General features: G+C 73.4%; 24 protein-coding genes. 13 read left to right on the forward strand and 11 right to left on the reverse strand.

All coding sequences use genetic code 11. The annotated features are described in order from the left end of the window. Positions 1-82: 82 nt before the first annotated feature. From GV155_RS08290 to GV155_RS08300, 3 genes are read right to left on the reverse strand one after another with little or no spacing between them, the layout of a single operon-like run. Positions 83-2221, reverse strand: coding sequence for a S9 family peptidase (locus tag GV155_RS08290; protein ID WP_160006998.1), 2139 nt, complete (start codon positions 2219-2221; stop codon positions 83-85). 46 nt (positions 2222-2267) lie between these two features. Further along, positions 2268-3278, reverse strand: a complete 1011-nt coding sequence (locus GV155_RS08295; protein ID WP_160007000.1) for a GNAT family N-acetyltransferase — start codon at positions 3276-3278, stop codon at positions 2268-2270. 9 nt (positions 3279-3287) lie between these two features. Further along, complete coding sequence (locus tag GV155_RS08300; protein ID WP_160007002.1) at positions 3288-4709, reverse strand: DNA polymerase IV; 1422 nt, start codon at positions 4707-4709, stop codon at positions 3288-3290. A gap of 132 nt (positions 4710-4841) precedes the next feature. On the opposite strand from GV155_RS08300, the gene GV155_RS08305 reads away from it, so the two are divergent. Together GV155_RS08305 and GV155_RS08310 are read left to right on the forward strand one after the other, a co-directional pair. Continuing rightward, on the forward strand, positions 4842-5879 hold the full coding sequence (locus GV155_RS08305; RefSeq protein ID WP_160007004.1) for a DUF4192 domain-containing protein: 1038 nt from the start codon (positions 4842-4844) through the stop codon (positions 5877-5879). A 36-nt stretch (positions 5880-5915) separates the two neighbouring features. Continuing rightward, positions 5916-7388 (forward strand): glutamate-cysteine ligase family protein, encoded by a 1473-nt coding sequence (locus GV155_RS08310; protein WP_160007006.1) that lies wholly within the window; start codon positions 5916-5918, stop codon positions 7386-7388. Between the two features lie 33 nt (positions 7389-7421). Here GV155_RS08310 and GV155_RS08315 read toward each other — a convergent pair whose 3' ends face one another. Further along, positions 7422-7904 carry a hypothetical protein gene (locus GV155_RS08315; RefSeq protein WP_236554158.1) on the reverse strand — a complete coding sequence of 161 codons (483 nt, stop codon included), beginning with the start codon at positions 7902-7904 and terminating at the stop codon, positions 7422-7424. A gap of 88 nt (positions 7905-7992) precedes the next feature. Between GV155_RS08315 and GV155_RS08320 the strand changes: the two genes are divergently transcribed. Beyond that, positions 7993-8361, forward strand: coding sequence for a universal stress protein (locus GV155_RS08320; RefSeq protein WP_160007008.1), 369 nt, complete (start codon positions 7993-7995; stop codon positions 8359-8361). A gap of 15 nt (positions 8362-8376) precedes the next feature. On the opposite strand, the gene GV155_RS08325 is transcribed toward GV155_RS08320, so the two are convergent. Next, positions 8377-9000, reverse strand: coding sequence for a DUF305 domain-containing protein (locus GV155_RS08325; RefSeq protein WP_160007029.1), 624 nt, complete (start codon positions 8998-9000; stop codon positions 8377-8379). 74 nt (positions 9001-9074) lie between these two features. Between GV155_RS08325 and tpx the strand changes: the two genes are divergently transcribed. The 3 genes from tpx to GV155_RS08340 all read left to right on the forward strand — a co-directional run bounded on the left by tpx (position 9075) and on the right by GV155_RS08340 (position 11889). Next, on the forward strand, positions 9075-9566 hold the full coding sequence (tpx, locus tag GV155_RS08330) for a thiol peroxidase (RefSeq protein ID WP_160007031.1): 492 nt from the start codon (positions 9075-9077) through the stop codon (positions 9564-9566). Between the two features lie 35 nt (positions 9567-9601). Then, positions 9602-10186, forward strand: a complete 585-nt coding sequence (locus GV155_RS08335) for an HhH-GPD-type base excision DNA repair protein (protein WP_160007033.1) — start codon at positions 9602-9604, stop codon at positions 10184-10186. Positions 10187-10359: 173 nt separating this feature from the next. Further along, the gene (locus GV155_RS08340; protein WP_160007035.1) at positions 10360-11889 is read left to right on the forward strand and encodes an RNA polymerase sigma factor; all 1530 of its coding nucleotides are present in this window, start codon (positions 10360-10362) and stop codon (positions 11887-11889) included. 121 nt (positions 11890-12010) lie between these two features. Here GV155_RS08340 and GV155_RS08345 read toward each other — a convergent pair whose 3' ends face one another. Then, positions 12011-12169: a hypothetical protein gene (locus GV155_RS08345; protein WP_160007037.1), complete on the reverse strand. Its 159-nt coding sequence runs from the start codon at positions 12167-12169 to the stop codon at positions 12011-12013. A gap of 147 nt (positions 12170-12316) precedes the next feature. Here GV155_RS08345 and GV155_RS08350 point away from each other — a divergent pair, with 147 nt between their 5' ends. The 6 genes from GV155_RS08350 (at position 12317) to GV155_RS08370 (ending at position 16240) form a co-directional block, all read left to right on the forward strand. Further along, positions 12317-13021, forward strand: coding sequence for a thermonuclease family protein (locus GV155_RS08350; RefSeq protein WP_160007039.1), 705 nt, complete (start codon positions 12317-12319; stop codon positions 13019-13021). A 126-nt stretch (positions 13022-13147) separates the two neighbouring features. Next, positions 13148-13357, forward strand: a complete 210-nt coding sequence (locus GV155_RS08355; RefSeq protein ID WP_160007041.1) for a hypothetical protein — start codon at positions 13148-13150, stop codon at positions 13355-13357. Positions 13358-13513: 156 nt separating this feature from the next. Then, positions 13514-13666, forward strand: coding sequence for a hypothetical protein (locus GV155_RS08360; RefSeq protein ID WP_160007043.1), 153 nt, complete (start codon positions 13514-13516; stop codon positions 13664-13666). 108 nt (positions 13667-13774) lie between these two features. After that, positions 13775-13900, forward strand: coding sequence for a hypothetical protein (locus tag GV155_RS20970; RefSeq protein WP_268892592.1), 126 nt, complete (start codon positions 13775-13777; stop codon positions 13898-13900). A gap of 25 nt (positions 13901-13925) precedes the next feature. Further along, positions 13926-14123 carry a hypothetical protein gene (locus tag GV155_RS08365; RefSeq protein ID WP_160007045.1) on the forward strand — a complete coding sequence of 66 codons (198 nt, stop codon included), beginning with the start codon at positions 13926-13928 and terminating at the stop codon, positions 14121-14123. Between the two features lie 80 nt (positions 14124-14203). Continuing rightward, on the forward strand, positions 14204-16240 hold the full coding sequence (locus GV155_RS08370; protein ID WP_160007047.1) for an N-acetylmuramoyl-L-alanine amidase: 2037 nt from the start codon (positions 14204-14206) through the stop codon (positions 16238-16240). 21 nt (positions 16241-16261) lie between these two features. Here the strand turns inward: GV155_RS08370 and cynS are convergent, their stop codons facing one another. The 4 genes from cynS to GV155_RS08390 form a co-directional block, all read right to left on the reverse strand. Beyond that, on the reverse strand, positions 16262-16711 hold the full coding sequence (gene cynS, locus GV155_RS08375; RefSeq protein ID WP_236554160.1) for a cyanase: 450 nt from the start codon (positions 16709-16711) through the stop codon (positions 16262-16264). A 144-nt stretch (positions 16712-16855) separates the two neighbouring features. Beyond that, positions 16856-17281: a lipopolysaccharide assembly protein LapA domain-containing protein gene (locus GV155_RS08380; protein WP_160007049.1), complete on the reverse strand. Its 426-nt coding sequence runs from the start codon at positions 17279-17281 to the stop codon at positions 16856-16858. 76 nt (positions 17282-17357) lie between these two features. Beyond that, complete coding sequence (locus GV155_RS08385) at positions 17358-18221, reverse strand: EamA family transporter (RefSeq protein WP_160007051.1); 864 nt, start codon at positions 18219-18221, stop codon at positions 17358-17360. 106 nt (positions 18222-18327) lie between these two features. Continuing rightward, the gene (locus GV155_RS08390) at positions 18328-18552 is read right to left on the reverse strand and encodes a DUF7455 domain-containing protein (protein WP_160007053.1); all 225 of its coding nucleotides are present in this window, start codon (positions 18550-18552) and stop codon (positions 18328-18330) included. A gap of 239 nt (positions 18553-18791) precedes the next feature. Between GV155_RS08390 and GV155_RS08395 the strand changes: the two genes are divergently transcribed. Beyond that, a complete protein-coding gene (locus GV155_RS08395; protein ID WP_160007055.1) occupies positions 18792-20906 on the forward strand; it encodes a DNA gyrase/topoisomerase IV subunit B in 2115 nt (704 codons plus the stop codon). Positions 20907-21015: 109 nt separating this feature from the next. On the opposite strand, the gene GV155_RS08400 is transcribed toward GV155_RS08395, so the two are convergent. Beyond that, on the reverse strand, positions 21016-21345 hold the full coding sequence (locus GV155_RS08400; protein ID WP_160007057.1) for a nucleoside triphosphate pyrophosphohydrolase family protein: 330 nt from the start codon (positions 21343-21345) through the stop codon (positions 21016-21018). Between the last annotated feature and the right edge of the window lie 65 nt (positions 21346-21410).

A 21410-nucleotide genomic window follows, 5' to 3' on the forward strand; every position in this document is an offset into this window, starting at 1 on the left:
TTCTCAGACCACCACGCCCGCCGGGGTGGCGGTTCCCGGCGGGCGGTGGCGCCCGTGGTCGTACGGGCGGTGCGGGCGGTGCTCAGGCGTCGGCGAGGCCCATCCGGTCCAGGATCCACGCCAGGCTGAAGGCGCGGTCGTGCCAGGCGCGGTAGCGGCCCGAGACCCCGCCGTGCCCGGCCTGCATCTCGCAGCGCAGCAGGACGTCGGCGTCCGCGACCGCGCGCAGCCGGGCCACCCACTTGGCCGGCTCCACGTAGAGCACCCGGGTGTCGTTGAGGGAGGTCTCGGCCAGGATCGCCGGGTAGTGCTGGGCGGCGACGTTCTCGTACGGCGCGTACGCCGCGATGTCGGCGTAGGCCTGCGGGTCGCCGGCGGGGTCGCCCCACTCGTCGTACTCGGTGACCGTCAGCGGGAGGCTCGCGTCGAGCATCGAGGTGAGGGTGTCCACGAACGGCACGCCGGCCACCAGCGCGCCGAAGGCGTCGGGGGCCTGGTTGGCGACCGCGCCGATCAGGAGCCCACCGGCCGAGCCGCCCTCGCCGACGAGGTGCTCGACGGTGGTCCAGCCGGTGTCGACGAGGTGGCGGGCGCAGGCGGCGAAGTCGTCGAAGGTGTGCTGCTTGTGGTGCAGCTTGCCCTCGTCGTACCACCGGCGGCCCATCTCGCCGCCGCCGCGGACGTGCGCGATCGCGAAGGCCGCGCCCCGGTCGAGGACCGAGAGCCGCGCGACCGAGAAGCCCGGGTCCATCGACGCCTCGTAGGCGCCGTAGCCGTAGAGGTGCAGCGGCACCGGGCCGGCGCCCTCGCGGGCGGGGCTGGCGTCACGGCGCACGACCAGCGAGATCGGGACCTGCTCACCGTCGGGCGCGGTGGCCCAGAGGCGGTGCTCCTCGTAGTCGTCGGGGTCGAAGTCGCCGAGCACGGGCTGGCGGCGCAGCAGGGTCAGCTCGCGGGTGCGCACGTCGTAGTCGTAGACCGACGACGGCACGGCCAGGGAGGTGTAGCCGAGCCGGATGACCGGCTGGTCGAAGCCGGGGTTGCTGCCGGCGCCGACGGTGGCGAGCTCCCGGTCGAAGGTGACCAGGTAGTCGTCGGTCGGGCCGTCGGGGCCGAGCTCGATGACCCGCAGCTGGGTCTGGCCCGCACTGCGCTGCTCGACGACGAGGTGGCCGGCGAACGCGGCGACGTCCTCGAGGCGGACGGCCGGGTCGTGCGGCACCAGGGGGGTCCAGTCCTCCGGCGCGGTCGGGGCGATCGGCGCGGTGGCGATCTCGTAGTCGGGACCGGTGCCGTTGTGGTGGACCAGGAAGACGTCCTGCCCGGCGATCACCGCGTGCTCGAGGTGGTGGTCGAGGTCCGCGCGGCGCGGGCTGAAGAGCTGCCAGCCGGCGCCCTCGTCCTCGGTGTCGAGGAAGCGGTACTCCGAGGTGGTCTTGGAGCCGCTGGCCACCATCAGGAAGCGCTCGGAGCGGGTCCGGCCCAGGCCGGTCCAGAACCGTTCGTCGGTCTCGTGGTGGACCAGTGCGTCGTCGGCCTGGGCGGTGCCGAGCCGGTGCTCCCAGATCTTGTCCGGCCGCCAGGACTCGTCGACGGTGGCGTAGTAGCAGCGCTCGCCGTCGGGGTGCCAGGTGACGCCCCCCATCACGTCGGTCAGCACGTCGTCGCGCAGCGCCTCGCCGGCCAGCTCGCGGAAGCGGACGGTGTAGCGCTCGTCGCCGGTGGTGTCGACGGCGTAGGCCAGCAGGGTGTCGTCGGGGCTGATCGCGGACCCGCCGAGGGAGAAGAAGTCGTGGCCCTCGGCGAGGGCGTCGAGGTCGAGGAGCACCTGCTCGCCGGGCAGCGCCGGCTGGTCGGGGGCGGCGTCCTCGGCGGGACGAGGCGGGGACCAGTCGGCCGGGTCGGCGACCGGGACACGGCACGAGGCGCCGTACTCACGGCCCTCGAAGGAGCGTCCGTAGTACCAGTGGCCACGCTTGCGGGTGGGCACGGAGAGGTCGGTCTCGCGGGTGCGGGCCTTGATCTCGTCGAAGAGGCGGGCGCGCAGCGGGGCCAGGTGCTCGGTCCGCGCCTGCGTGTAGGCGTTCTCCGCCTCGAGGTGCGCGAGGACCTCGGGCGAGTCCTTGTCGCGCAGCCAGTCGTACTCGTCGACGCGCTCGTGGCCGTGGTGGGTGGTGGTGACGGGGCGGGCAGCGGCCTGGGGCGCGGACGGGTCGGGCATGTCGCGAACCTACTTCCCGGGTCGCACGCCCCGACCGCCCCCGGGGTCAGGCGTGCTTGAGGAACTCCGCGGAGACCTCGACGGGACGGAAGCCCATCAGCTCGTTGATCGCGATCATCCACTCGTTGGTCTCGGCGTTCTGCGTGGTGACGCGGCGCAGCTCGGGGTGGTCGGCCTGCACCGCGCGCAGGTTGGCCGTCTTCACCGCCAGGCCGAGGCTCCGACCGCGGTGGTCGCGGTGCACGAAGGTGCCCCACTGCCACGCCGTCGTGGTGCCGTCGGTGGGCACCGACAGGGTGCTCTGGGCCGCCACCGTGCCGTCCGGGGCCAGCGCGACGGTCTCGTAGATGTCGCGGCCCATCGCGCGGGCCGCCGCCAGCCGCTCGTCGAGGCGTTCGGGCGTCATCGTCTCGGCCTCGAAGTCGACCGCGCCGGTGGGGGCGTCGACGGCCAGCAGGCCCATCAGCTCCCCGAGCGACGCCGCGAGCTCCGGCGGCACCTCGTTGACCAGGGTGCGCACCTCGTAACCGCCGGCCTTGCGTGCGGCCTGCGCCGCCCAGGCGTCGAGGTCGGCGTCGGGGACCGGCAGCGGGGCGTGGCGGACCACCTCGACGTTCGACCAGGAGTAGCCCAGGCGCTCGACGAACCGGCGGTAGCCGTGCGTCTCCTGCTCGTCGGCGGGGAGCTTGGTGTCGGTGAGCAGCAGCGTGCGGCCCTCGTCGACGGCCAGGCGCTCCAGCGCGTGGACCAGCGCGGTGCCGACGCCCCGGCGGGCGTGGGCCGGGTCGACCTGGACCTCCAGGTAGGCCTTGTCCAGGTTGTCGAGCAGGAACAGGTAGACCACGCCCCAGCCGACGACCCGGTCCGGGTCCTCCGGCAGGCGCGCGGCGAGCAGGTGGAACGTCTCCCCGGAGTCCGGCGAGCGCATCATGCCGAGGAAGTCGGCCAGCGACCACACGGGCGCGTCGGGTCGTCCGAGCCTCAGGGCGCGCTCGGAGACGCCGTGCAGCTGGGCCATCTGGGCGTCGTCGGTCAGGTCGACGGGTCGGATCTCCACCTGTCGAGGCTAGGAGGGAGGGGCCTCCGCTGGCGAGAGGTTTTCGGTCGGGGGGTCCGAGGCCTCCCTGTCGGGCTCCCCGTCGGGCTCCCCGTCGGTGGGGTCGAGCGGGTCCGGGCGGGTCCAGTGCCGCAGGGCCGGGTCGTCGACGGCGAAGGAGCGCACCGGACCCGGCGGGGTCTCGGCGGTCTCGAACCGCACCGTCACCACCCCACGGCCCGACCCCCAGACCCAGCCCCGGCCGTGGTCGTCGTGCACGACGTCGGCGCCGGGGGCCCACGCCGTCCGTCGCCGGCGAGGGTCCACCGGGACCTCGGTCGGCAGGTCGACGACCTCCTCGTCGACGCCGGTCACGCCGGTGCCGCCGAACAGGTCGTCCTGGACCCAGTCGGCCAGCCCGGACACGCCGACCCCGAGCAGGCGTACGCCGCCGGAGGTGTCGAGGTCGGCCAGCAGCGCGCGGGCGACCCGGGCGACGACGGCCGGGCGGTCGGTGGGGGAGTCGAGGGTGGCCGAGCGGGACAGGGTGGTGAAGTCGTGCAGGCGGACCTTGATCGAGACCGTGCGTCCGGACTGCCCGCCGGCGGCCAGGCGGGCGGCGACCTCGCCGGCCTGCCGGGTCAGCAGGCCCTCCATCAGGCGCCGGTCGGTCAGGTCGGTCTCGTAGGTGCCCTCCACGGAGACCGACTTGGCCTCCCGCTCGGCCACGACGGGGCGGTCGTCCTGGGCCCGGCAGAGCTCGTGCAGGGAGGTGCCGTGGGCGCGCCCGACCAGGCGGACGAGCTCGTCGAGGCTGACCCGCTCCAGGTCGGCGACGTGGTGCAGGCCGGCGCGGCGCAGCCGCTCGGTGGTGGCCGGTCCGACGCCGGGGATGACCGAGACGTGCATCGGGCGCAGCAGCTCGGACTCGGAGCCGGGCGGGACGACGACCAGGCCGTCGGGCTTGTCGAGGTCGCTGGCCACCTTGGCCATGAACTTGGAGGTGGCCAGGCCGACCGAGGCGGTCAGCCCGCCGGTGCGGCGGTGCAGCTCGGCGCGCACCTCCTGCGCCACCGCCGTGACGGTGTCGACCTCGAGGTCGGGCAGACCGGCGGCGGCGAGGTCGACGAACGCCTCGTCCAGCGACAGCGGCTCCACCAGCGGCGAGAGCGAGCGCAGCAGCTCCATCACCACCACGCTGGCCTCGCGGTAGGCGGGGAACCGGCCGGCGAGGTAGGCGGCGTGGGGGCAGCGCGAGCGCGCCTCCCGGGTCGACATGGCCGAGCGGACGCCGTGCACGCGCGCCTCGTAGGAGGCGGTGGCCACGACGCCCCGTCCGCCCGTGCCGCCGACCACGACGGGCTTGCCCCGCAGGGAGGGCTTGTCGCGCTGCTCGACGGCGGCGAAGAAGGCGTCGAGGTCCAGGTGGAGGACCGAGGCCGTGGCGCGCACGTCCGGCACGCTACCCGCCCGTACGGGGTCCTCCCGGCCGCTGTTCGTCCACAGGCGGGCCTCGCGCGGGGCTCCTCCCCAGGTCGGCGTCGGGGAGCTCCGCGCGCGTCCGTCGACGAGCAGCCTCGAGGCATGACCACCGCCCGTGAGACCCCGTCCCTGACCGTCCGTGCGCCCGAGGACCTGCTGGCGCTGGCGCCGGTGGTGCTCGGCTTCACCCCGACCGACTCGGTGGTCCTGCTGACCTTCGGGGTCGGCTCGTTCCACGCCCGGGCAGACCTCCCGGCCCGCGGCGACGCCCAGGGCTCCGCCGACCTCGTCGCGATGCTCCTCGACCCGGTCCGCAGGCACGGCGTCCCCCGGGCGGCGGTGCTGCTGTTCACCCCCGACGCGGTCCTGGCCCGGTCCGTCGCGAGGGCCCTCGAGGGCGGTCTGCGCCGGGCCGGGGTCGACGTGATCGACGCCCTGCGGGCGCACGAGGGGCGGTGGTGGCCGGCGCGGGGGCGCCGTCCCGGCGTCCCGGTGTGGGGGGTCCCCTACGACGCGGCGGCCCACCCGTTCGCGGCGCAGGCCGTGGTGGACGGGCGGGTGACGCTGCCGTCGCGGGACGCCCTGGTCGACACCCTGGCCCCGGTCGCCGGCCTGGTCGACGAGGTCGGGGCCCTCGCGGCCGTGGTTGCGGCCGCCGCCGCGGTGCGCGAGCCGACGTGGGCCTCGCGCGAGCGGAGGTGGGCCGCCGACCTGGTCCGTGACCACGTCCGGGACCGCACCGTCCCGGCGCCGGGCGAGCTGGCCCGTCTCGTCGTCGGGCTCGGGTCCTTCGCGGTGCGCGACGCGGTGTGGGCGACGACGCCGCCCGCCCAGGACGCCCGCGCCGCCCGTGACGCCGCCGACCTGTGGACCGAGGTCGTGCGGCGGTGCCCCCGACGGTGGCGGGCCCCCGCGGCGGCGCTGCTGGCGTACGCCGCCTGGAACAGCGGCAACGGGGCGCTGGCGTGGTGCGCGATCGACGTCGCCGAGGAGGCCGATCCCACCCACACGCTGACCGGGCTGGTGGCGCACATGCTCACCGCGGCGGTCCGTCCCGGTTCCTTCGACCCGGCCGTGGCGCTGTTCGAGGGCACCGGCGACCCGCTCGACGACGACCCGTGGGACGCCTCCGCCGGGTGAGCGCCCGCCGGGCCGTGCCGGGTCTAGGGTCTGGCCATGGGCGCAGAGGTCGACGCACAGGAGTTCACCCGGGCCGACCGCACGCGGCACCGCGAGAAGGTGCGCCGCTGCCTGGACGTGTTCGCCCGGATGCTGCGTGACTCCGTCTTCGACACCGACGACCCGATGGTCGGGCTCGAGGTCGAGCTGAACCTGGTCGACGAGGCGAACGACCCGGCGCTCAAGAACGCCGAGGCGCTCGAGCGGATCGCCGACCCGGCCTGGCAGACCGAGCTCGGGCAGTTCAACATCGAGATCAACGTCCCGCCCGCCCGGCTGCGCGAGGGCGGGCTGGCCGACTTCGAGGCCAACCTGCGCCGCAGCCTGAACGACGCCGAGGCGAAGTCCTCGGAGATCGGCGCGCACCTGGTGATGATCGGGGTGCTGCCCACCCTGGCCGAGGGCCACATGGGGCCCGCGAGCCTGAGCGGCAACCCGCGCTACCGGCTGCTGAGCGAGCAGATCCTGGCCGCGCGCGGGGAGGACATCGAGCTCTCCATCCAGGGCCTGCCGCCGGCCTCGGAGCAGGTCGAGACGACTGCCGGGACGATCCTGCCCGAGGCGGCGTGCACCAGCACCCAGCTGCACGTCCAGACCTCGCCCTCGGAGTTCGCCGCCTACTGGAACGCCTCGCAGGCGGTCTCGGCCATCCAGCTCGCGCTCGGGGCGAACTCGCCCTACCTGCTCGGCAAGCAGCTGTGGCGCGAGACCCGGATCCCGCTCTTCGAGCAGGCCACCGACACCCGCGGCGAGGAGCTGAAGGCCCAGGGCGTGCGCCCCCGGGTCTGGTTCGGCGAGCGGTGGGTGACGTCGGTCTTCGACCTGTTCGAGGAGAACGTGCGCTACTTCCCGGCCCTGCTGCCGATCACCGATGAGGAGGACCCCGTCCGGGTCCTCGAGGGCGGCGGCACGCCCAACCTGAGCGAGCTGCGCCTGCACAACGGCACCGTCTACCGCTGGAACCGGCCCGTCTACGACATCGCGGGCGGGGTGCCGCACCTGCGGGTGGAGAACCGGGTCCTCGCCGCCGGGCCGACGGTGGTCGACACGATGGCCAACGCCGCCTTCTACTTCGGGCTGGTGCGCACCCTGGCCGAGAGCGAGCGTCCGTTGTGGTCGGCGATGTCCTTCAGCGCCGCGGAGGAGAACTTTCACACCGCCGCCCAGCACGGCATCGACGCGCAGGTGTTCTGGCCCGGCATCGGCCAGGTCCCCGCGACCGAGCTCGTCCTGCGGCGGCTGCTGCCGATGGCCAAGCAGGGGCTGGACTCCTGGGGCGTCCCGGGCGCGGACAGCGACCGCCTGCTCGGCGTGATCGAGGGCCGCTGCCTCGCGGGCGTCAACGGGGCCGAGTGGTTCGTGCGGCGGATGGCCGAGCGCGACGGCCAGGACCGGTACGACGCCCTGCGCGCGGTGACCGGGGAGTACCGCGAGCGGATGCACACCAACGACCCGGTCCACACCTGGTAGGTCGCGTCGGCCCCGCGTGCCCGCGTGCCCGCGTCAGGGGTGGCCGCGCAGCCTCCGCCAGCGCCGACCGGAGCCGGTCGCGGGCTCCCACCAGCCCGTCCTGGTCACCACGACCAGCGGCAACGGGTCCAGCGTCAGCTCCGCGCCGGCGGCCCGCACCGCCGCGCCCCACGCGGCGTCGACGTCCTGCAGCGTCAGGGGTCCTGAGCGGGTGAGCCAGACCAGGACCGGGTCGCCGGGCAGGTCGGTGGGGAGGGCGCGTACCCGGCGCAGCATCGCCTCGAGCACCTCGACCCGCAGTGCGTGGTCGTCGGCGGCGTCGTGGGCGGGCCGCGCGGTCTCGAGGCCCCCGGGCCGACCGACGTGGAGCACGGCGGGGAAGCGGCGGCGCGGCTCAGCGCGCCCGTGCGCGAGCACCAGGGCCCGCAGCTCCCGCGCACGCGCCGCGGCGACCGGGGGCCCGAACGCGCCGACCGGGTCCAGCGGCGTCGGCGCCGTCGCTCGTCTGGTCGCCACCGTGTGAGCGTGCCCGAGACGGCCCCGTCGTGCCCGCGGTCCTCCACAGGTGGCGCGCCCGGGTGGTCGCGTCGGTACGGTGAGCGGCATGGGAACCGTCGTCGTGGGCTACGTGCCCAACCCGGAGGGGGACGCCGCGCTCGACCGCGCGATCAGCGAGGCGCGCCTGCGTGAGTCCGACCTGCTCGTGGTCGACGTGCGTCGGCGCGTGGGCGACGAGGGTGCCGACCTGGCCCCCGCCCGGGAGCGGCTCGCGGCCAGCGGGGTCAGCTTCGACGTGCGGGAGGGGCCGGGCGGGGTGGACGGCGCGGAGGACCTCGTCGAGGTCGCCTCGGCCGACGACCTGATCGTGATCGGGCTCAAGCGCCGTTCCCCGCTGGGCAAGCTGATCCTGGGCTCCAGCGCCCAGCGGATCCTGCTCGACGCCCCGTGCCCGGTGCTCACCGTCAAGCCGTAGCGCCGGCGAGGGGCCTCAGCCCCCGAGCTCCTCGAGCAGCGTCCGCATCTGCTCGGTCTCGCGCTCCTGGCTGTCCACGACCTGGGCGGCCAGCTCGCGGGCCGGCCCGAACTCGCCGTCGGCCACCTCGGCCTCGGCCAGCGCGATGCCGGCGGCGTGGTGCTCGACCATCGCGGTGAGCAGCGCCGCCTCGAACTCCTCGCCCTGCGCCTGCTCGAGCGCCGAGAGGTCGACGTGCCCGTCCTCGGGCGCAGCGTCGGCTCCGGCGTCCTCGGCCGCATGGGCGTTGGCGTGGTCGCGGGCGGTCTCGGGGACCGGTTCGCCCCACGACGTCAGCCACCCGCTCATCGTCTGCACCTGCGCGGTGTGCTCGGCCCGCAGCCGCTCCACCAGGTCCGCCACCCGGGGGTCCAGGTCGCGCCCGAGGGTCAGGTCGACCATGACCAGGGCCTCGGCGTGGTGGGGGATGAGCTCCCGGGCGAACGTGACGTCGGCGCTGCTCACCACGTCGCCGTTCGGGGCGGTGCTGGTGGCGGCCGCGGGTGCCTCGCCGGTGTCGTCGCCGCACGCGGCCAGGGCCAGCGTGAGGGGCACGAGCGTGCCGACGAGCGCGACACGCGTACGAGGTCCGGGGAGCACCCGGCCATGCTGCCAGCACGGTCCTCGGGGCACCCGTGGGTGTCCGGGCCGGGCCGGGGGGTGAGAATGGGAGAATGACCTCGACCGCCCTCGGTGGCACCCCTGTCTCTCTCGTCGGCGACCTGCCCGCCACGGGGTCCAAGGCCCCGGCCTACACCCTGACCGGCGCGGACCTCGGCGAGGTCGTGCGCAGCGACGACCGCCGTACCGTGCTCAACATCTTCCCCAGCGTCGACACCGGCGTCTGCGCGGCCAGCGTGCGCGAGTTCAACGAGCGCGCGGCCGACCTGCCCGACACCGACGTGGTGTGCGTCTCGCAGGACCTGCCGTTCGCCCAGGCGCGGTTCTGCGGGTCCGAGGGGCTCGACCGGGTCGTGGCGGCGTCGTCGTTCCGCTCCACCTTCGGCGACGACTACGGCGTCCGCCTCGTCGACGGAGCCTTCGCCGGTCTGCTGGCCCGCGCGGTCGTCGTCCTCGACCGCGACGGCACGGTGCTGCACTCCCAGCTCGTTCCCGAGATCGGCCAGGAGCCGGACTACGACGCCGCGGTCGCCGCCCTCGGCTGAGGCGGCACCGGGCCGTCGTGGGGGAAGATGACCCCATGGGCTTCGACATCACCGGTGACCCGGCGGCAGACAAGGTGCTCGACGACTCGGCCTTCGCGCTGCTCGTCGGGATGATGCTCGACCAGCAGTACCCGATGGAGCACGCGTTCCGCGGCCCGGCGAAGCTGCTCGACCGGTTCGGCACGCTCGACCCGGCGGCGGTCGCCGCTGCGGATCCCGAGGAGCTCGCGGAGCTCTGCGCCAGGACGCCGGCGATCCACCGGTTCCCCGGGTCCATGGCCGCCCGCCTGCAGGAGCTGGCCCGGGTGGTGGAGCAGGAGTACGACGGTGACGCCGCGGCCCTGTGGACCGGGGCGAGCACGGGCCGCGAGCTGCTGAAGCGCGTGCAGGCTCTGCCGGGGTTCGGCGCGCAGAAGGCGAAGATCTTCGTCGCGCTCCTGGCCAAGCAGCTCGACGTGCGTCCCGACGGGTGGGAGGCCGCGGTGGGGGACTATGCCCTCGACGGGCATCGCTCGGTGGCCGACGTCCGAGGTGCTGCCTCGCTGCAGAAGGTGCGCGAGCACAAGAAGGAGCAGAAGGCTGCGGCGAAGACGGCCAGGGAGACCGGGGCCGGCGCCTGACGCCCCGGGTCCGGCAGCGGCTTGCCGGACGAGGCACGGAGTCCTGGGACCCCGGCGTGGTCGGCAGCCCTTCGGTCCCGTGGCATGATGAACCCAGCGGCTCTTGACGACACCGGCCTTTGGTGTGCCCTTGAGCCTCCTCCGCAGTACATTGTCTACCAGCAAGACGAGAGGTGTTCGTGTCCTCGACCGCGCGCAAGATTCCTGCCGAGGTGCTTTCGCACCCCGCTGTCACGGCCCTCATCGAGCAGGCCTCGCCGGACGGACAAGTCACTCCCGACGACATCCGCCGCGCCAGTGACGAGGCAGCGGTCGAGCCCCGCCACCTCAAGTCGCTGATGGCCCACCTCAGCGGCCTCGGGATCAGCGTGGCGCTGCCGGTCGGCGCCCGCGCCGCCGCAGCGACCGGCACCCGCAAGAGCGCGACCGCGACCGCGAAGGCCCCGGCGGCCGCCGAGAAGGCCGCCGCCGAGAAGGCCCCGGCGAAGAAGGCGGCGCCGGCCAAGAAGGCCGCCGCCAAGAAGGCCGCCCCGGCCAAGAAGACCGCAGCCAAGGCAGCCGTCACCAAGGGCGTGGCAGCGACGCCGTCGGTCACCGAGGTCGTCCTCGAGCCCGACGTGGCGCCGGTCATCGGCCCCGACGGCAAGAAGATCCTGCCCGACCTGCCCGACGAGCAGTTCGAGAAGGACGTCAAGGTCGACCCGACCATCAAGGAGGACGAGAAGAAGGCCTCCTTCGTCGTGTCCTCCGCCGACGACACCGACGAGCCCGAGCAGCAGGTCATGGTCGCCGGCGCGACCGCCGACCCGGTCAAGGACTACCTCAAGCAGATCGGCAAGGTCCCCCTCCTCAACGCCGAGATGGAGGTCGAGCTGGCCAAGCGCATCGAGGCCGGCCTCTTCTCGGACGAGAAGCTGGCCAAGGGCGGGCGCATCTCCGCCAAGGTCCACGAGGAGCTCGACTGGATCGCCGAGGACGGGCGCCGCGCCAAGAACCACCTCCTCGAGGCCAACCTGCGGCTCGTGGTCTCCCTGGCCAAGCGCTACACCGGTCGCGGGATGCTGTTCCTCGACCTCATCCAGGAGGGCAACCTCGGGCTGATCCGTGCGGTCGAGAAGTTCGACTACACCAAGGGCTACAAGTTCTCCACGTACGCCACCTGGTGGATCCGCCAGGCGATCACCCGCGCCATGGCCGACCAGGCCCGCACCATCCGGATCCCGGTCCACATGGTCGAGGTCATCAACAAGCTGGCCCGCGTGCAGCGCCAGATGCTCCAGGACCTGGGCCGCGAGCCCACGCCCGAGGAGCTGGCCGTCGAGCTCGACATGACCCCCGAGAAGGTCATCGAGGTCCAGAAGTACGGCCGCGAGCCGATCTCCCTGCACACGCCCCTCGGCGAGGACGGCGACTCCGAGTTCGGTGACCTCATCGAGGACTCCGAGGCGATCGTGCCGGCCGACGCCGTCTCGTTCACGCTGCTCCAGGAGCAGCTCCACGCGGTCCTCGACACCCTCTCGGAGCGCGAGGCCGGTGTCGTCTCGATGCGCTTCGGCCTGACCGACGGCCAGCCCAAGACGCTCGACGAGATCGGCAAGGTCTACGGCGTGACCCGCGAGCGGATCCGCCAGATCGAGTCCAAGACGATGTCGAAGCTGCGCCACCCCAGCCGCTCGCAGGTCCTGCGCGACTACCTCGACTGAGGTATCACGGCCGTCGCGACGACGGTCGATGACCGAGCAGCACCCGGTCGACCTGATCGTAGGACGACAGCACCGCCCCGACCGCTACGTGCGGCCGGGGCGGTCTGCTGTCTGCAGGAGGCTAGGAACGCTGGCGTAGCCGCACGAGGTGGATGCACCCCGCGACGATGTTGATCGCCGCGACGGCGAGGCTCAGTCCTCTGCTGGCCTCGTACGCGGCTGCCATGTACAAGCACAGCGCCCCGGTTGCGAAGAACAGGAACGGCACCAACCTCGTCATGCGGGCGAACGTACAAGGTGGTGGCCGGCGCGCGGGGCCGGACCAGCGCAACGGCGCCAACGTGGCGCTGACGGGATATCAGCAACAACCGGATCGGCGCCGACGCCCGTACGTAGCCTCCAGCGGTCATCACTACCCGGAGGTCACATGCGCGCCCGTCTCGTCCCCCTGCTCGTCGCCCTGGCCGTCGCCCTCACCGGCGTGCTGGGCTTCACCACCACCACTGCTCACGCTGCCGACAAGGACTGCGCCGACTTCAACACCCAGAAGGCCGCCCAGACGTTCTTCATCAACCACGGCGGTCCGCAGGACGACCCTCACGGACTCGACTCCGAGGGCGACGGCATCGCCTGCGAGAGCAACCCCTGTCCCTGCTCGACCGACCAGGGGGGCGGTGGAGGTGACGGCGGCGGCGGCAGCAACCCCGACCCCGAGCCCAAGCCGAAGAAGGCCGCTGCGCGCATCGTCCGCGTCATCGACGGCGACACCGCCAAGGTGAAGTACATCGGTGCCGGCAGAGCGACCGTCCGCTTCCTCGGCATCGACACTCCCGAGGTGTTCGGCGGTGAGGAGTGCGGTGGGCCTGAGGCATCCGAGGCCCTGAAGAACCGGCTCCCGCGCGGCACCCGGGTCACGCTGATCTCGGACACCAGCCAGGACCTGAAGGACCGCTACGGTCGCCAGCTCCGCTACGTCGAGAAGAAGGACAGAGACGTCGCGCGGGCGATGGTCTTCGACGGCCACGCGAAGGTCTACGTCTACCAGGACAACCCGTTCGACCGGGTGAAGGCCTACCGCAAGGCCCAGGACAGCGCCAAGGACGCCGACCGCGGCATCTGGGGCGCCTGCTGATCCCAGGACCACCACGGAGGGCCGCGGCATGACGCCGCGGCCCTCACGCTGCTGGCCCCCAGGGCGGGGGGGGTGCCATGCTCCTCCCAGACCCCTCACCAGAGGGCCAACGGAGCGGAGACCGTCATGGTGGCCACAGTCCTCACCGTCGTAGGTGTGCTGTTCGTGCTCGCCTGCGCCACGGCGTTCCTCGTCCTGGTCGTCCAGGACCTGCGGGCCGGCAGACGAGACCGGCTGGAGCCGCCCGGCCCGGACGCTCGGCGCAGCAGGGCGGCTCACGAGCAGTCGGAGGCGCAACGCCGCATCAACAAGGGCTCCGCCGTGGGGGGTCTGTGACCAGACACGTGCGTCACCGGGGTGTCGGTCAGGTGGGACCAGGGTCCGGAAGCGTGATGGCCGTGCCAGGGTGATGGCAGGCACGACATCGGACCACCGGGGTGAGAGGACGGACGCATGGCGCAGGAGCGCGAACACACTCCGCCGACCAGCTGCATGAGCTGCTCGGGTCGCGCATTCACCGAGGAAGACACCCGCCAGGCCACCAAGTGGGGCGCCGGGTCGCACATGATGCGGCACTACATCTGCGACGCGTGCTCGTTCGTGATGACCTACTACCTGAAGAAGTCGCGCGGGAAGGTCAACTGACAGCGGCCCGCCGGTTCCCACATTGCAGCGGATCGGTACCAGCATCCGGCACCGATCCGCTGCGCTACGTCGTACTGCCGCGTGCACCGACGTCGCTAGGCTGACGATGTGGTCCACGACGAGCTCCCTACCCGGATGCGCCTGCGGGACTTCCTGGCCCGCAACTGGGCGGTCGTGCTGGCGACGGTGCTGCTGACCCTGGTCATGGTCGGCGCCGTCTCCACCCTGTTCTAGGACCCGTCCCCGTAGGCTCGCCCGCGTGAGCAGCCACGGCACCCCGCGCCCCCGTCCGCGCTGGCGCGTCGCCCTCGGCGTGCTGCTCGTGCTGGTCGGGCTGGCGCTGTTCGTGGCCCTCCAGATCAACCGGGACGGCTCCGAGGGAGCGGGCCTGGACGGCCTGCTCTCGGGGCTCGTGGTGGCGCTCGGCGTCGTCGCCCTGCAGCGGCCCCAACGCTGACCGGGCACCGCTGACCCTCGACCTCCGCCGACGAGCGGGTCTAGGGTCGGGCCTCCGGTCCATCACTCTCGGGAGGCCCGATGCTCGGCTCGTCGCGCTCACAAGGTCAGCAGGCACCACGGCGGCGTACGGCGGTGGGCCTCGGCCTGACCGGCCTCGTCGCCTCCACCCTCGGCGCGGTCAGCCTCGCCACGGCGCCCGGGCCCTCGGTCGCGGCCGGCCCCTCGGAGGCCGACTGGGCGGCCTGCGCCGCGCCGGCACCGTCCCGCCAGGCCGCCTTCGCCCGGGCCGCGGAGGTCAGCGGGGTGCCGGAGGAGGTCCTGCTCGGCGTGTCCTACCTGCAGTCCCGGTGGGACGACCACGGCACCTCGCCCAGCACGTCGGGCGGGTACGGCCCGCTGCACCTCACCGCGGTCGAGTCCACCCCGGCCGCACTGACCGACCCCGACCCGCTGGGCAAGGGCGAGGGCGGCCCGGAGCCCGGGTCGCGCGAGATGACGACCTCGCGGATGGACGACACCCAGCTGCGCACCCTCGACCGCGCCGCGGACCTGACCGGCCTGGCCGCCGACCGGCTCGAGACCGACGACGTGGCCAACATCTGCGGCGGCGCGGCCCTCCTCGCGGCCGACCAGCGCGCCTCGGGCGTCGAGGCGCGCGACCTCGGCGACTGGTCCGCGGCGGTGGCGGCGTACAGCCGGGCTGCCGACGAGGCCACCGCGCTCCGCTTCGCCCGCGACGTCTACGCCGTCATCCGCTCCGGCGAGGCGCGGCGCACCAACGACGGCGAGCGGGTGCGGCTGCCGGCCACGACCGCCCGCGTCGACCAGGACGCGGTCGCCGCCCTCGACCTGGCCGAGGCCGGTCCGGCGACGGCCGACTGCAACGCCCGGCTGGCCTGCGAGTCGGTCCCGGCACCGTACGAGCAGTACGGCGAGACCCCCGGTGAGTATGGCAACCACGACCTGGCCGACCGGCCCGAGGACCTCGACCTGGACTACCTCGTCATCCACGACACCGAGGCCACCTGGGACACCACGCTGGACCTGGTCACCGACCCGACGTACGTCTCCTGGCACTACTCGCTGCGCTCGGCCGACGGCCACATCGCCCAGCACGTGCCGGTCGACGACCCCGCCTGGCACGCCGGCAACTGGTACACCAACATGCACTCCATCGGGCTCGAGCACGAGGGCTTCGCCGCCGAGGGGGCCAGCTGGTACACCGAGAACCTCTACCGGACCTCGGCGCGGCTCGTGCGCCACCTCGCCGAGCGCTACGACATCCCGCTCGACCGCGGCCACGTGATCGGCCACGACCAGGTGCCCGGCACGACCCCGGCCACGGTGCGCGGCATGCACTGGGACCCGGGGCCGTACTGGGACTGGGAGCACTACTTCGACCTGCTCCGCGCCCCGATCGACCAGACCGGTGCCGGCACCGGGCGTACGGCCCGCGACGCCAAGGTGGTCACCGTCGCCCCGGGCTTCCGCGGCAACCGGCAGCCGCTGTCGGGATGCACCGAGAGCGGCGCCTGCACCCCGCAGGGCACCAACTTCGTGCCGCTGCAGCAGCGGCCGCGCTGGGGCTCGCCGCTCGTCGCCGACGCCGGTCTCCGTCCCGACGGCTCGCCCTCGACCACGCAGGTCTCCGACATCGGCGCCCGCGCCACGGCCGGGCACCGCTTCCGCGTGGCCGAGCGCCGGGGTGCCTGGCTCGGCGTCTGGTACCTCGGCGACCTCGCCTGGATGCACAGCCCGCGCCGCGACCCCGTCGTGGTGCCCGACCGTGCCCAGGTGGTGGTGCCCCGCCGCGACGACGTCCCGGTCTACGGCCGCGCCTACCCGGAGGCGTCGGCGTACCCCGCCTCGATCCCGGTCCAGGAGGTCGTCCCGCTCCAGTACGCGATGGACCGCGGGCAGGGCTACGTGGTGGCCGACCCGGACCCGGAGACCGACTACTACTACGCCAAGAGCTTCCAGTGCGCGACGACCGTCGACGACTGCACCGAGGTCGAGGGTGCTGACGACTACCTGATGGTGTGGTTCGGGCACCGGATGGCCTACGTGCGCGCCGATGACGTGCGCGTCCGCACGGTGGGCGGCGCCCTGCGCTGAGCGGGGCGCCGGGCGGGCGGCTCACCAGCGGTAGTCGAGGAACTTCCCGTCGAAGGTGACGACCACCCGGTCGCCGTCGGGGTCGGGGCGCCGCGCGATGTCGACCTGGAAGTTGATCGCGCTCATGATCCCGTCGCCGAACTCCTCGTGGATCAGCGCCTTGAGCGCCGGGCCGTAGACCGCGAGCGCCTCGTGGAAGCGGTACACGGTCGGGTCGGTGGCCACGGCCGGGTCGGCGACGCGGGTGGGCTGCTGGCGCAGGGCCTCGGCCACGTCGTCGCCCAGGTCGAGGAGCGCGCAGGCGGCCGCCGCGATCTCCGTCGGTACGGGGTGCTGCCCCAGCAGCGCCGCCGTCGTCCACACCAGCGGGGTGCCGAGCTGCTCGGCCACAGTGGCCCAGGTCAGGCCGTGCCGCACCCGGGCCGAGTCGACGTGCCGGGCGGCGTCCTGCTTGGTCATGATCGGGGTCACGGGGTGCTCCTCGTCTCGGGGCGCCGGCAGGAGCCGGCGCGCTCGCGGCCCAGGATGCCCATCCACGCGGTCGCGACGCCACCCGACGCAGGACGAGCCCGCCACCGCGGCTGCGGTGACGGGCCCGTCGACGTGCGGGGGTGCTCAGGCCTTGCGGTCGTGCTTGACCCGACGGCGCAGCTGGAAGATCCGCAGGCTGGCGGCGATGCCGGCCAGGAAGAGCCCGGCGACCGCCGCGATCAGCAGGGCGACCGCGACCGGGATGTCGGCATCCCAGCCGAGGAAGCGCACCGTCGTCGGGTCGGTGTTCTGGGCCACGAAGATGATCAGCAGGATCAGCACGATGCCGAGCGCGATCACGCCGACGTAGAGGCCGCCGGCCCGCGAGCGGCGCAGCGGGTCGGACTGCTTGTCCTGGCGCTTTCCGGGGGCGCCGGCCTTGCCGGACTTCTCGGCCTTGCCGGCCTTGCCGGGCTTGCCGGGCTTGTCGGCGGCACGGGTACCGCCGGGCTGCGCGCCGCGGTCGGGTCCGGGGGTCGAACCCGGCTGGGTGGGCGTGGAGTTGCTCATGGAGCAGGTCTACCGCATCAGGCTCCACCCCTCGTACGCACGAGCGGGTGAGCGCGCCGCGCCCACGCCTGGGGCCTCACCCCAGAGCGACCAAGGTCACGGCCGCGGCGCACAGCAGCAGCCCCACGCCCTGGCTCCGGTGCACCCGCTCGCGCAGCAGCAGCGCGGCGAGCAGGACCGTCACCGCGGGGTAGAGCGAGGTCAGCACGCCGGCGACGGCGAGGTAGCCGGCGCGGGCGGACAGCAGGAACAGCAGCGTGCCGGTCACGCCGAGCACACCGGAGACCAGGCCGAGGTACGCCGCGGGCCGCCGCGGCACCCAGGGCGCCCGCAGCCCGGCCGCCACGACCACGACGACCACCGCCGCGACCAGCTGGTTGAGCAGGACCGGGAACAGACCGGCGTCGTCGCCGACCTGGGCCAGGGCCGCGAACAGGGTGCCGAACCCGGCGCCGGCGAGCAGGCCGTCGACCACGGCGGCGCGGGCCGGCGTACGGCCGCCGCCGCGCCGGGGGACCGGGGCCGGGTCGTCGGCGGGCTCGCGCGAGACCAGCCAGATGGCCGGGGCGGCCACGACCAGGCCGGCGGCGACCATCAGGCGCGGACGCTCCCCGAGCGCGAGCCCGGCGGCCACCGGCACCACGGCCGCGCCGACGCCGGACAGCGGGGCGACCACGCCCATCCGACCCGAGGACAGCCCGCGGTAGAGGAAGGCGGTGCCGACACCGTTCCCGACCCCGCCCAGGACCGCCCAGGCCCAGTCAGCGGGCTCCGGGGTGCCGCCGACGACGAGCGCCACGACGAGCACGGCTCCCGCCCCGCCGAGCTGGGAGAGCAGCGCCACCGCCCACGCAGACGCCCGGTGCGAGGCCACACCGCCGACGAAGTCGGACAGGCCGTAGGTGAGGGCGGCCACGAGGGCCAGGCCGAGGGCGGTCACGGCCGCCGAGCGTACGCAGAACGCGCTGTGGCCCGCGGGTCGGAGGACGACGACGGCCCCGGACCAGTGGTCCGGGGCCGTCGAGGAAGTTCGTGGTGGGTGGTGCTCAGCGCTCCGCGTCGGGAGCGGGGGTGCCGTGCAGCTTGTGGGTCTCGTCCACGACGGTCACGGCCACCTCCTTGAGCTTGTCCTCGTGCTCGCGGGCGTGGTGCGCGCAGAACATGAGCTCGCCCCCCGCCTGCAGGGCTACGCGAAGGTAGGCCTGGGCACCGCAGCGGTCGCAACGGTCCTCGGCAGTCAGGGGAGCACTGGTAGCAACTGCAGTAGTCACAACGGCCTCATCTCTTGGTCGGTCGGTGCTGTTCACAACGTAGCGAGGGAACGTGTTGTTCCTCAGCCGTTCGTGGTGAACCACACTGTGATCGAACCACGCGGGTGGTGATCCTGAAGGGTGACTGACCGGGCCTCGTCGCCCGGTCGGTCGGTGCTGCGGTGGGGCTGCACTGCTGCTCACGACCTTACTGGGCAGGCGGTACGCCCGGGCAGGCGTGCCGCGCACCGGCCGCGGGCGTGTCGTCGGTAGGTTCGGGTCGTCCAGACCAGTCAGCGACCCGGGAGCCTCCGATCGACAAGACGTACAACGCCGCGCACCTGCTCGTCCTCGAGGGTCTCGAGGCCGTCCGCAAGCGGCCCGGCATGTACATCGGCTCCACCGACACCCGGGGGCTGATGCACTGCCTCTGGGAGATCATCGACAACGGCGTCGACGAGGCGCTGGCCGGCGAGGCGCACCGCGTCGAGGTGACGCTGCACGCCGACGACTCGGTCGAGGTGCACGACGACGGTCGCGGCATCCCCACCGACAAGGAGCCCAAGACCGGGCTGCCCGGCGTCGAGGTGGTGGCCACCAAGCTGCACGCGGGCGGCAAGTTCGGCGGCGGGTCGTACGCCGCCACCGGCGGGCTGCACGGCGTCGGGCTCTCGGTGGTCAACGCCCTGTCGTCGCGGATGGACATCGACGTCGAGCGCGCCCCCAGCCGGCAGGGGCTCAGCTTCCGCCGCGGGGTGCCGGGCGTCTTCGACACCGACGGTGGGGCCGCCGGCTTCGAGGCCCGGTCCGGGCTGACCCGCAAGGCCGGCCGTGTGCCCAAGGGGCGCAGTGGCACCCGCATCCGGTTCTGGCCGGACCGCCAGATCTTCACCGCCGACGCCGCCTTCGAGCTGGAGGGACTGCTCGGCCGGGCCCGGCAGACGTCCTTCATCGTCCCGGGTCTCGAGCTGGTGATCCGCGACGAGCGCGGCGACGTACCGGTGGAGGAGAGCTTCCGCCACGACGGCGGGATCGCGGAGTTCGCGGAGTTCCTGGCCCACGACGAGGCCGTCACCGACATCGTGCGGCTCCAGGGCACCGACACCTTCACCGAGACCGTGCCGATGCTCGACGAGCAGGGGCACATGACGCCGCAGGAGGTCGAGCGCGAGCTCGGCGTCGACGTGGCGGTGCGGTGGGGCACCGGGTACGAGACCGAGGTCCGCTCCTTCGTCAACGTCATCGCCACGCCGAAGGGCGGCACGCACGTCGGCGGCTTCGAGCAGGCGGTGACCAGGACCTTCAACGAGGTCATGCGCGCCACCAAGGCGCTCAAGGTCAACGACCAGGACGTGGTCAAGGACGACGTGCTCGAGGGCATGACCGCCGTGGTGACCGTGCGCCTGGCCGAGCCGCAGTTCGAGGGGCAGACCAAGGAGATCCTCGGCACGCCCGCCGCGCGCAACGTCGTACGCAAGGTGGTCGCCGCCGAGCTCAAGGCCTTCCTCACCTCGACCAAGCGGGTCGAGAAGGCGCAGGCCAAGCTGGTCATGGAGAAGGTCGTGGGCGCCCAGCGCACCCGGATCGCGGCCCGCCAGCACAAGGAGACCCAGCGCCGGAAGAACGCGCTCGAGTCCTCCGCGCTGCCGGCCAAGCTGGCCGACTGCCGCAACAACGACAACGAGCGCACCGAGCTCTTCATCGTCGAGGGCGACTCCGCCCTCGGCACCGCCAAGCTCGCGCGCGACTCCTCCTTCCAGGCGCTGCTGCCGATCCGCGGCAAGATCCTCAACGTCCAGAAGGCCTCGGTCGGCGACATGCTGAAGAACACCGAGTGCGCCTCGATCATCCAGGTCGTCGGTGCGGGGTCCGGGCGCACGTTCGACCTCGACGCCACGCGGTACGGCCGGATCATCTTCATGGCCGACGCCGACTCCGACGGCGCCCACATCCGCTGCCTGCTGGCCACGTTGTTCTTCAAGTACATGCCGGAGCTGGTCACCAGCGGACGCGTCTACACGGCCGTCCCGCCGCTGCACCGCATCGAGCTGACCAACCCCCGCAAGGGCATGGAGAAGTACGTCTACACCTACTCCGACGACGAGCTGCAGCGGAAGCTGGCGGAGCTGAAGAAGAAGAACGTGCGCTGGAAGGACCCGGTCCAGCGCTACAAGGGCCTCGGCGAGATGGACGCCGACCAGCTGGCCGAGACCACCATGGACCCGCGCCACCGCACCCTGCGCAAGCTGACGGTGGACGACGCCGACGCGGCCGCGACGGTCTTCGAGCTGCTGATGGGCTCCGAGGTGGCGCCGCGCAAGGAGTTCATCGTGCAGGGGGCCTACGAGGTCGACGTGGAGATGCTCGACGCGTGACGGGTCGGCCCGTACGGGTCGGGCGCGGGCGCGGCCCGCGGGACGTCATACGTACCGCGCAGACGGGTGCTCGCTCCGTATGACGTCCCGGGGCCGGTCGGGCCCCTGGTCAGCGGTGGTCGCCGGAGCCGCCCAGGGCCGCCCGCCGCTGGCGGTCCGCCAGCTTCGTGACGTTGCCCTGGGCGATGTCGTCGAGGGAGAGCCCCAGGAAGCTGGCCAGGACCGCGGTGTACCAGAGCACGTCGCCGAGCTCGGCGGCCATGTCGTCGCGGTCGAGCCGGTCCAGGTCGCTGCCGTGGTCCCGGACCAGCTTCTTGACCTTCTCAGCGACCTCGCCGGCCTCACCGACCAGCCCGAGCACGAGGTGCATGAACTCGTCGGGGGCGTCGACGTCGCGGGCGGTGCGCAGGGCGGCGCGCTGATAGTCGTTGCAGTCCATGAGACGACCGTAGGCGCTCGGCCGCCCTCGGTGACCGCGAGCCGGCGTGGGCGCGGCCGCGGCCC

This window comes from Nocardioides sp. AX2bis, from assembly GCF_902506435.1.
Classification (GTDB): Bacteria; Actinomycetota; Actinomycetes; order Propionibacteriales; family Nocardioidaceae; genus Nocardioides.

What these genes read in the sequence shown, in the direction of transcription:
- GV155_RS08290 (WP_160006998.1), bottom strand. Translation starts at nt 2,221, where the DNA reads ATGCCCGACCCGTCCGCGCCCCAGGCCGCTGCCCGCCCCGTCACCACC.
- GV155_RS08305 (WP_160007004.1), top strand. Translation starts at nt 4,842, where the DNA reads ATGACCACCGCCCGTGAGACCCCGTCCCTGACCGTCCGTGCGCCCGAG.
- GV155_RS08310 (WP_160007006.1), top strand. Translation starts at nt 5,916, where the DNA reads ATGGGCGCAGAGGTCGACGCACAGGAGTTCACCCGGGCCGACCGCACG.
- GV155_RS08320 (WP_160007008.1), top strand. Translation starts at nt 7,993, where the DNA reads ATGGGAACCGTCGTCGTGGGCTACGTGCCCAACCCGGAGGGGGACGCC.
- tpx (WP_160007031.1), top strand. Translation starts at nt 9,075, where the DNA reads ATGACCTCGACCGCCCTCGGTGGCACCCCTGTCTCTCTCGTCGGCGAC.
- GV155_RS08335 (WP_160007033.1), top strand. Translation starts at nt 9,602, where the DNA reads ATGGGCTTCGACATCACCGGTGACCCGGCGGCAGACAAGGTGCTCGAC.
- GV155_RS08345 (WP_160007037.1), bottom strand. Translation starts at nt 12,169, where the DNA reads ATGACGAGGTTGGTGCCGTTCCTGTTCTTCGCAACCGGGGCGCTGTGC.
- GV155_RS08350 (WP_160007039.1), top strand. Translation starts at nt 12,317, where the DNA reads ATGCGCGCCCGTCTCGTCCCCCTGCTCGTCGCCCTGGCCGTCGCCCTC.
- GV155_RS08355 (WP_160007041.1), top strand. Translation starts at nt 13,148, where the DNA reads ATGGTGGCCACAGTCCTCACCGTCGTAGGTGTGCTGTTCGTGCTCGCC.
- GV155_RS08360 (WP_160007043.1), top strand. Translation starts at nt 13,514, where the DNA reads ATGAGCTGCTCGGGTCGCGCATTCACCGAGGAAGACACCCGCCAGGCC.
- GV155_RS08370 (WP_160007047.1), top strand. Translation starts at nt 14,204, where the DNA reads ATGCTCGGCTCGTCGCGCTCACAAGGTCAGCAGGCACCACGGCGGCGT.
- GV155_RS08380 (WP_160007049.1), bottom strand. Translation starts at nt 17,281, where the DNA reads ATGAGCAACTCCACGCCCACCCAGCCGGGTTCGACCCCCGGACCCGAC.
- GV155_RS08400 (WP_160007057.1), bottom strand. Translation starts at nt 21,345, where the DNA reads ATGGACTGCAACGACTATCAGCGCGCCGCCCTGCGCACCGCCCGCGAC.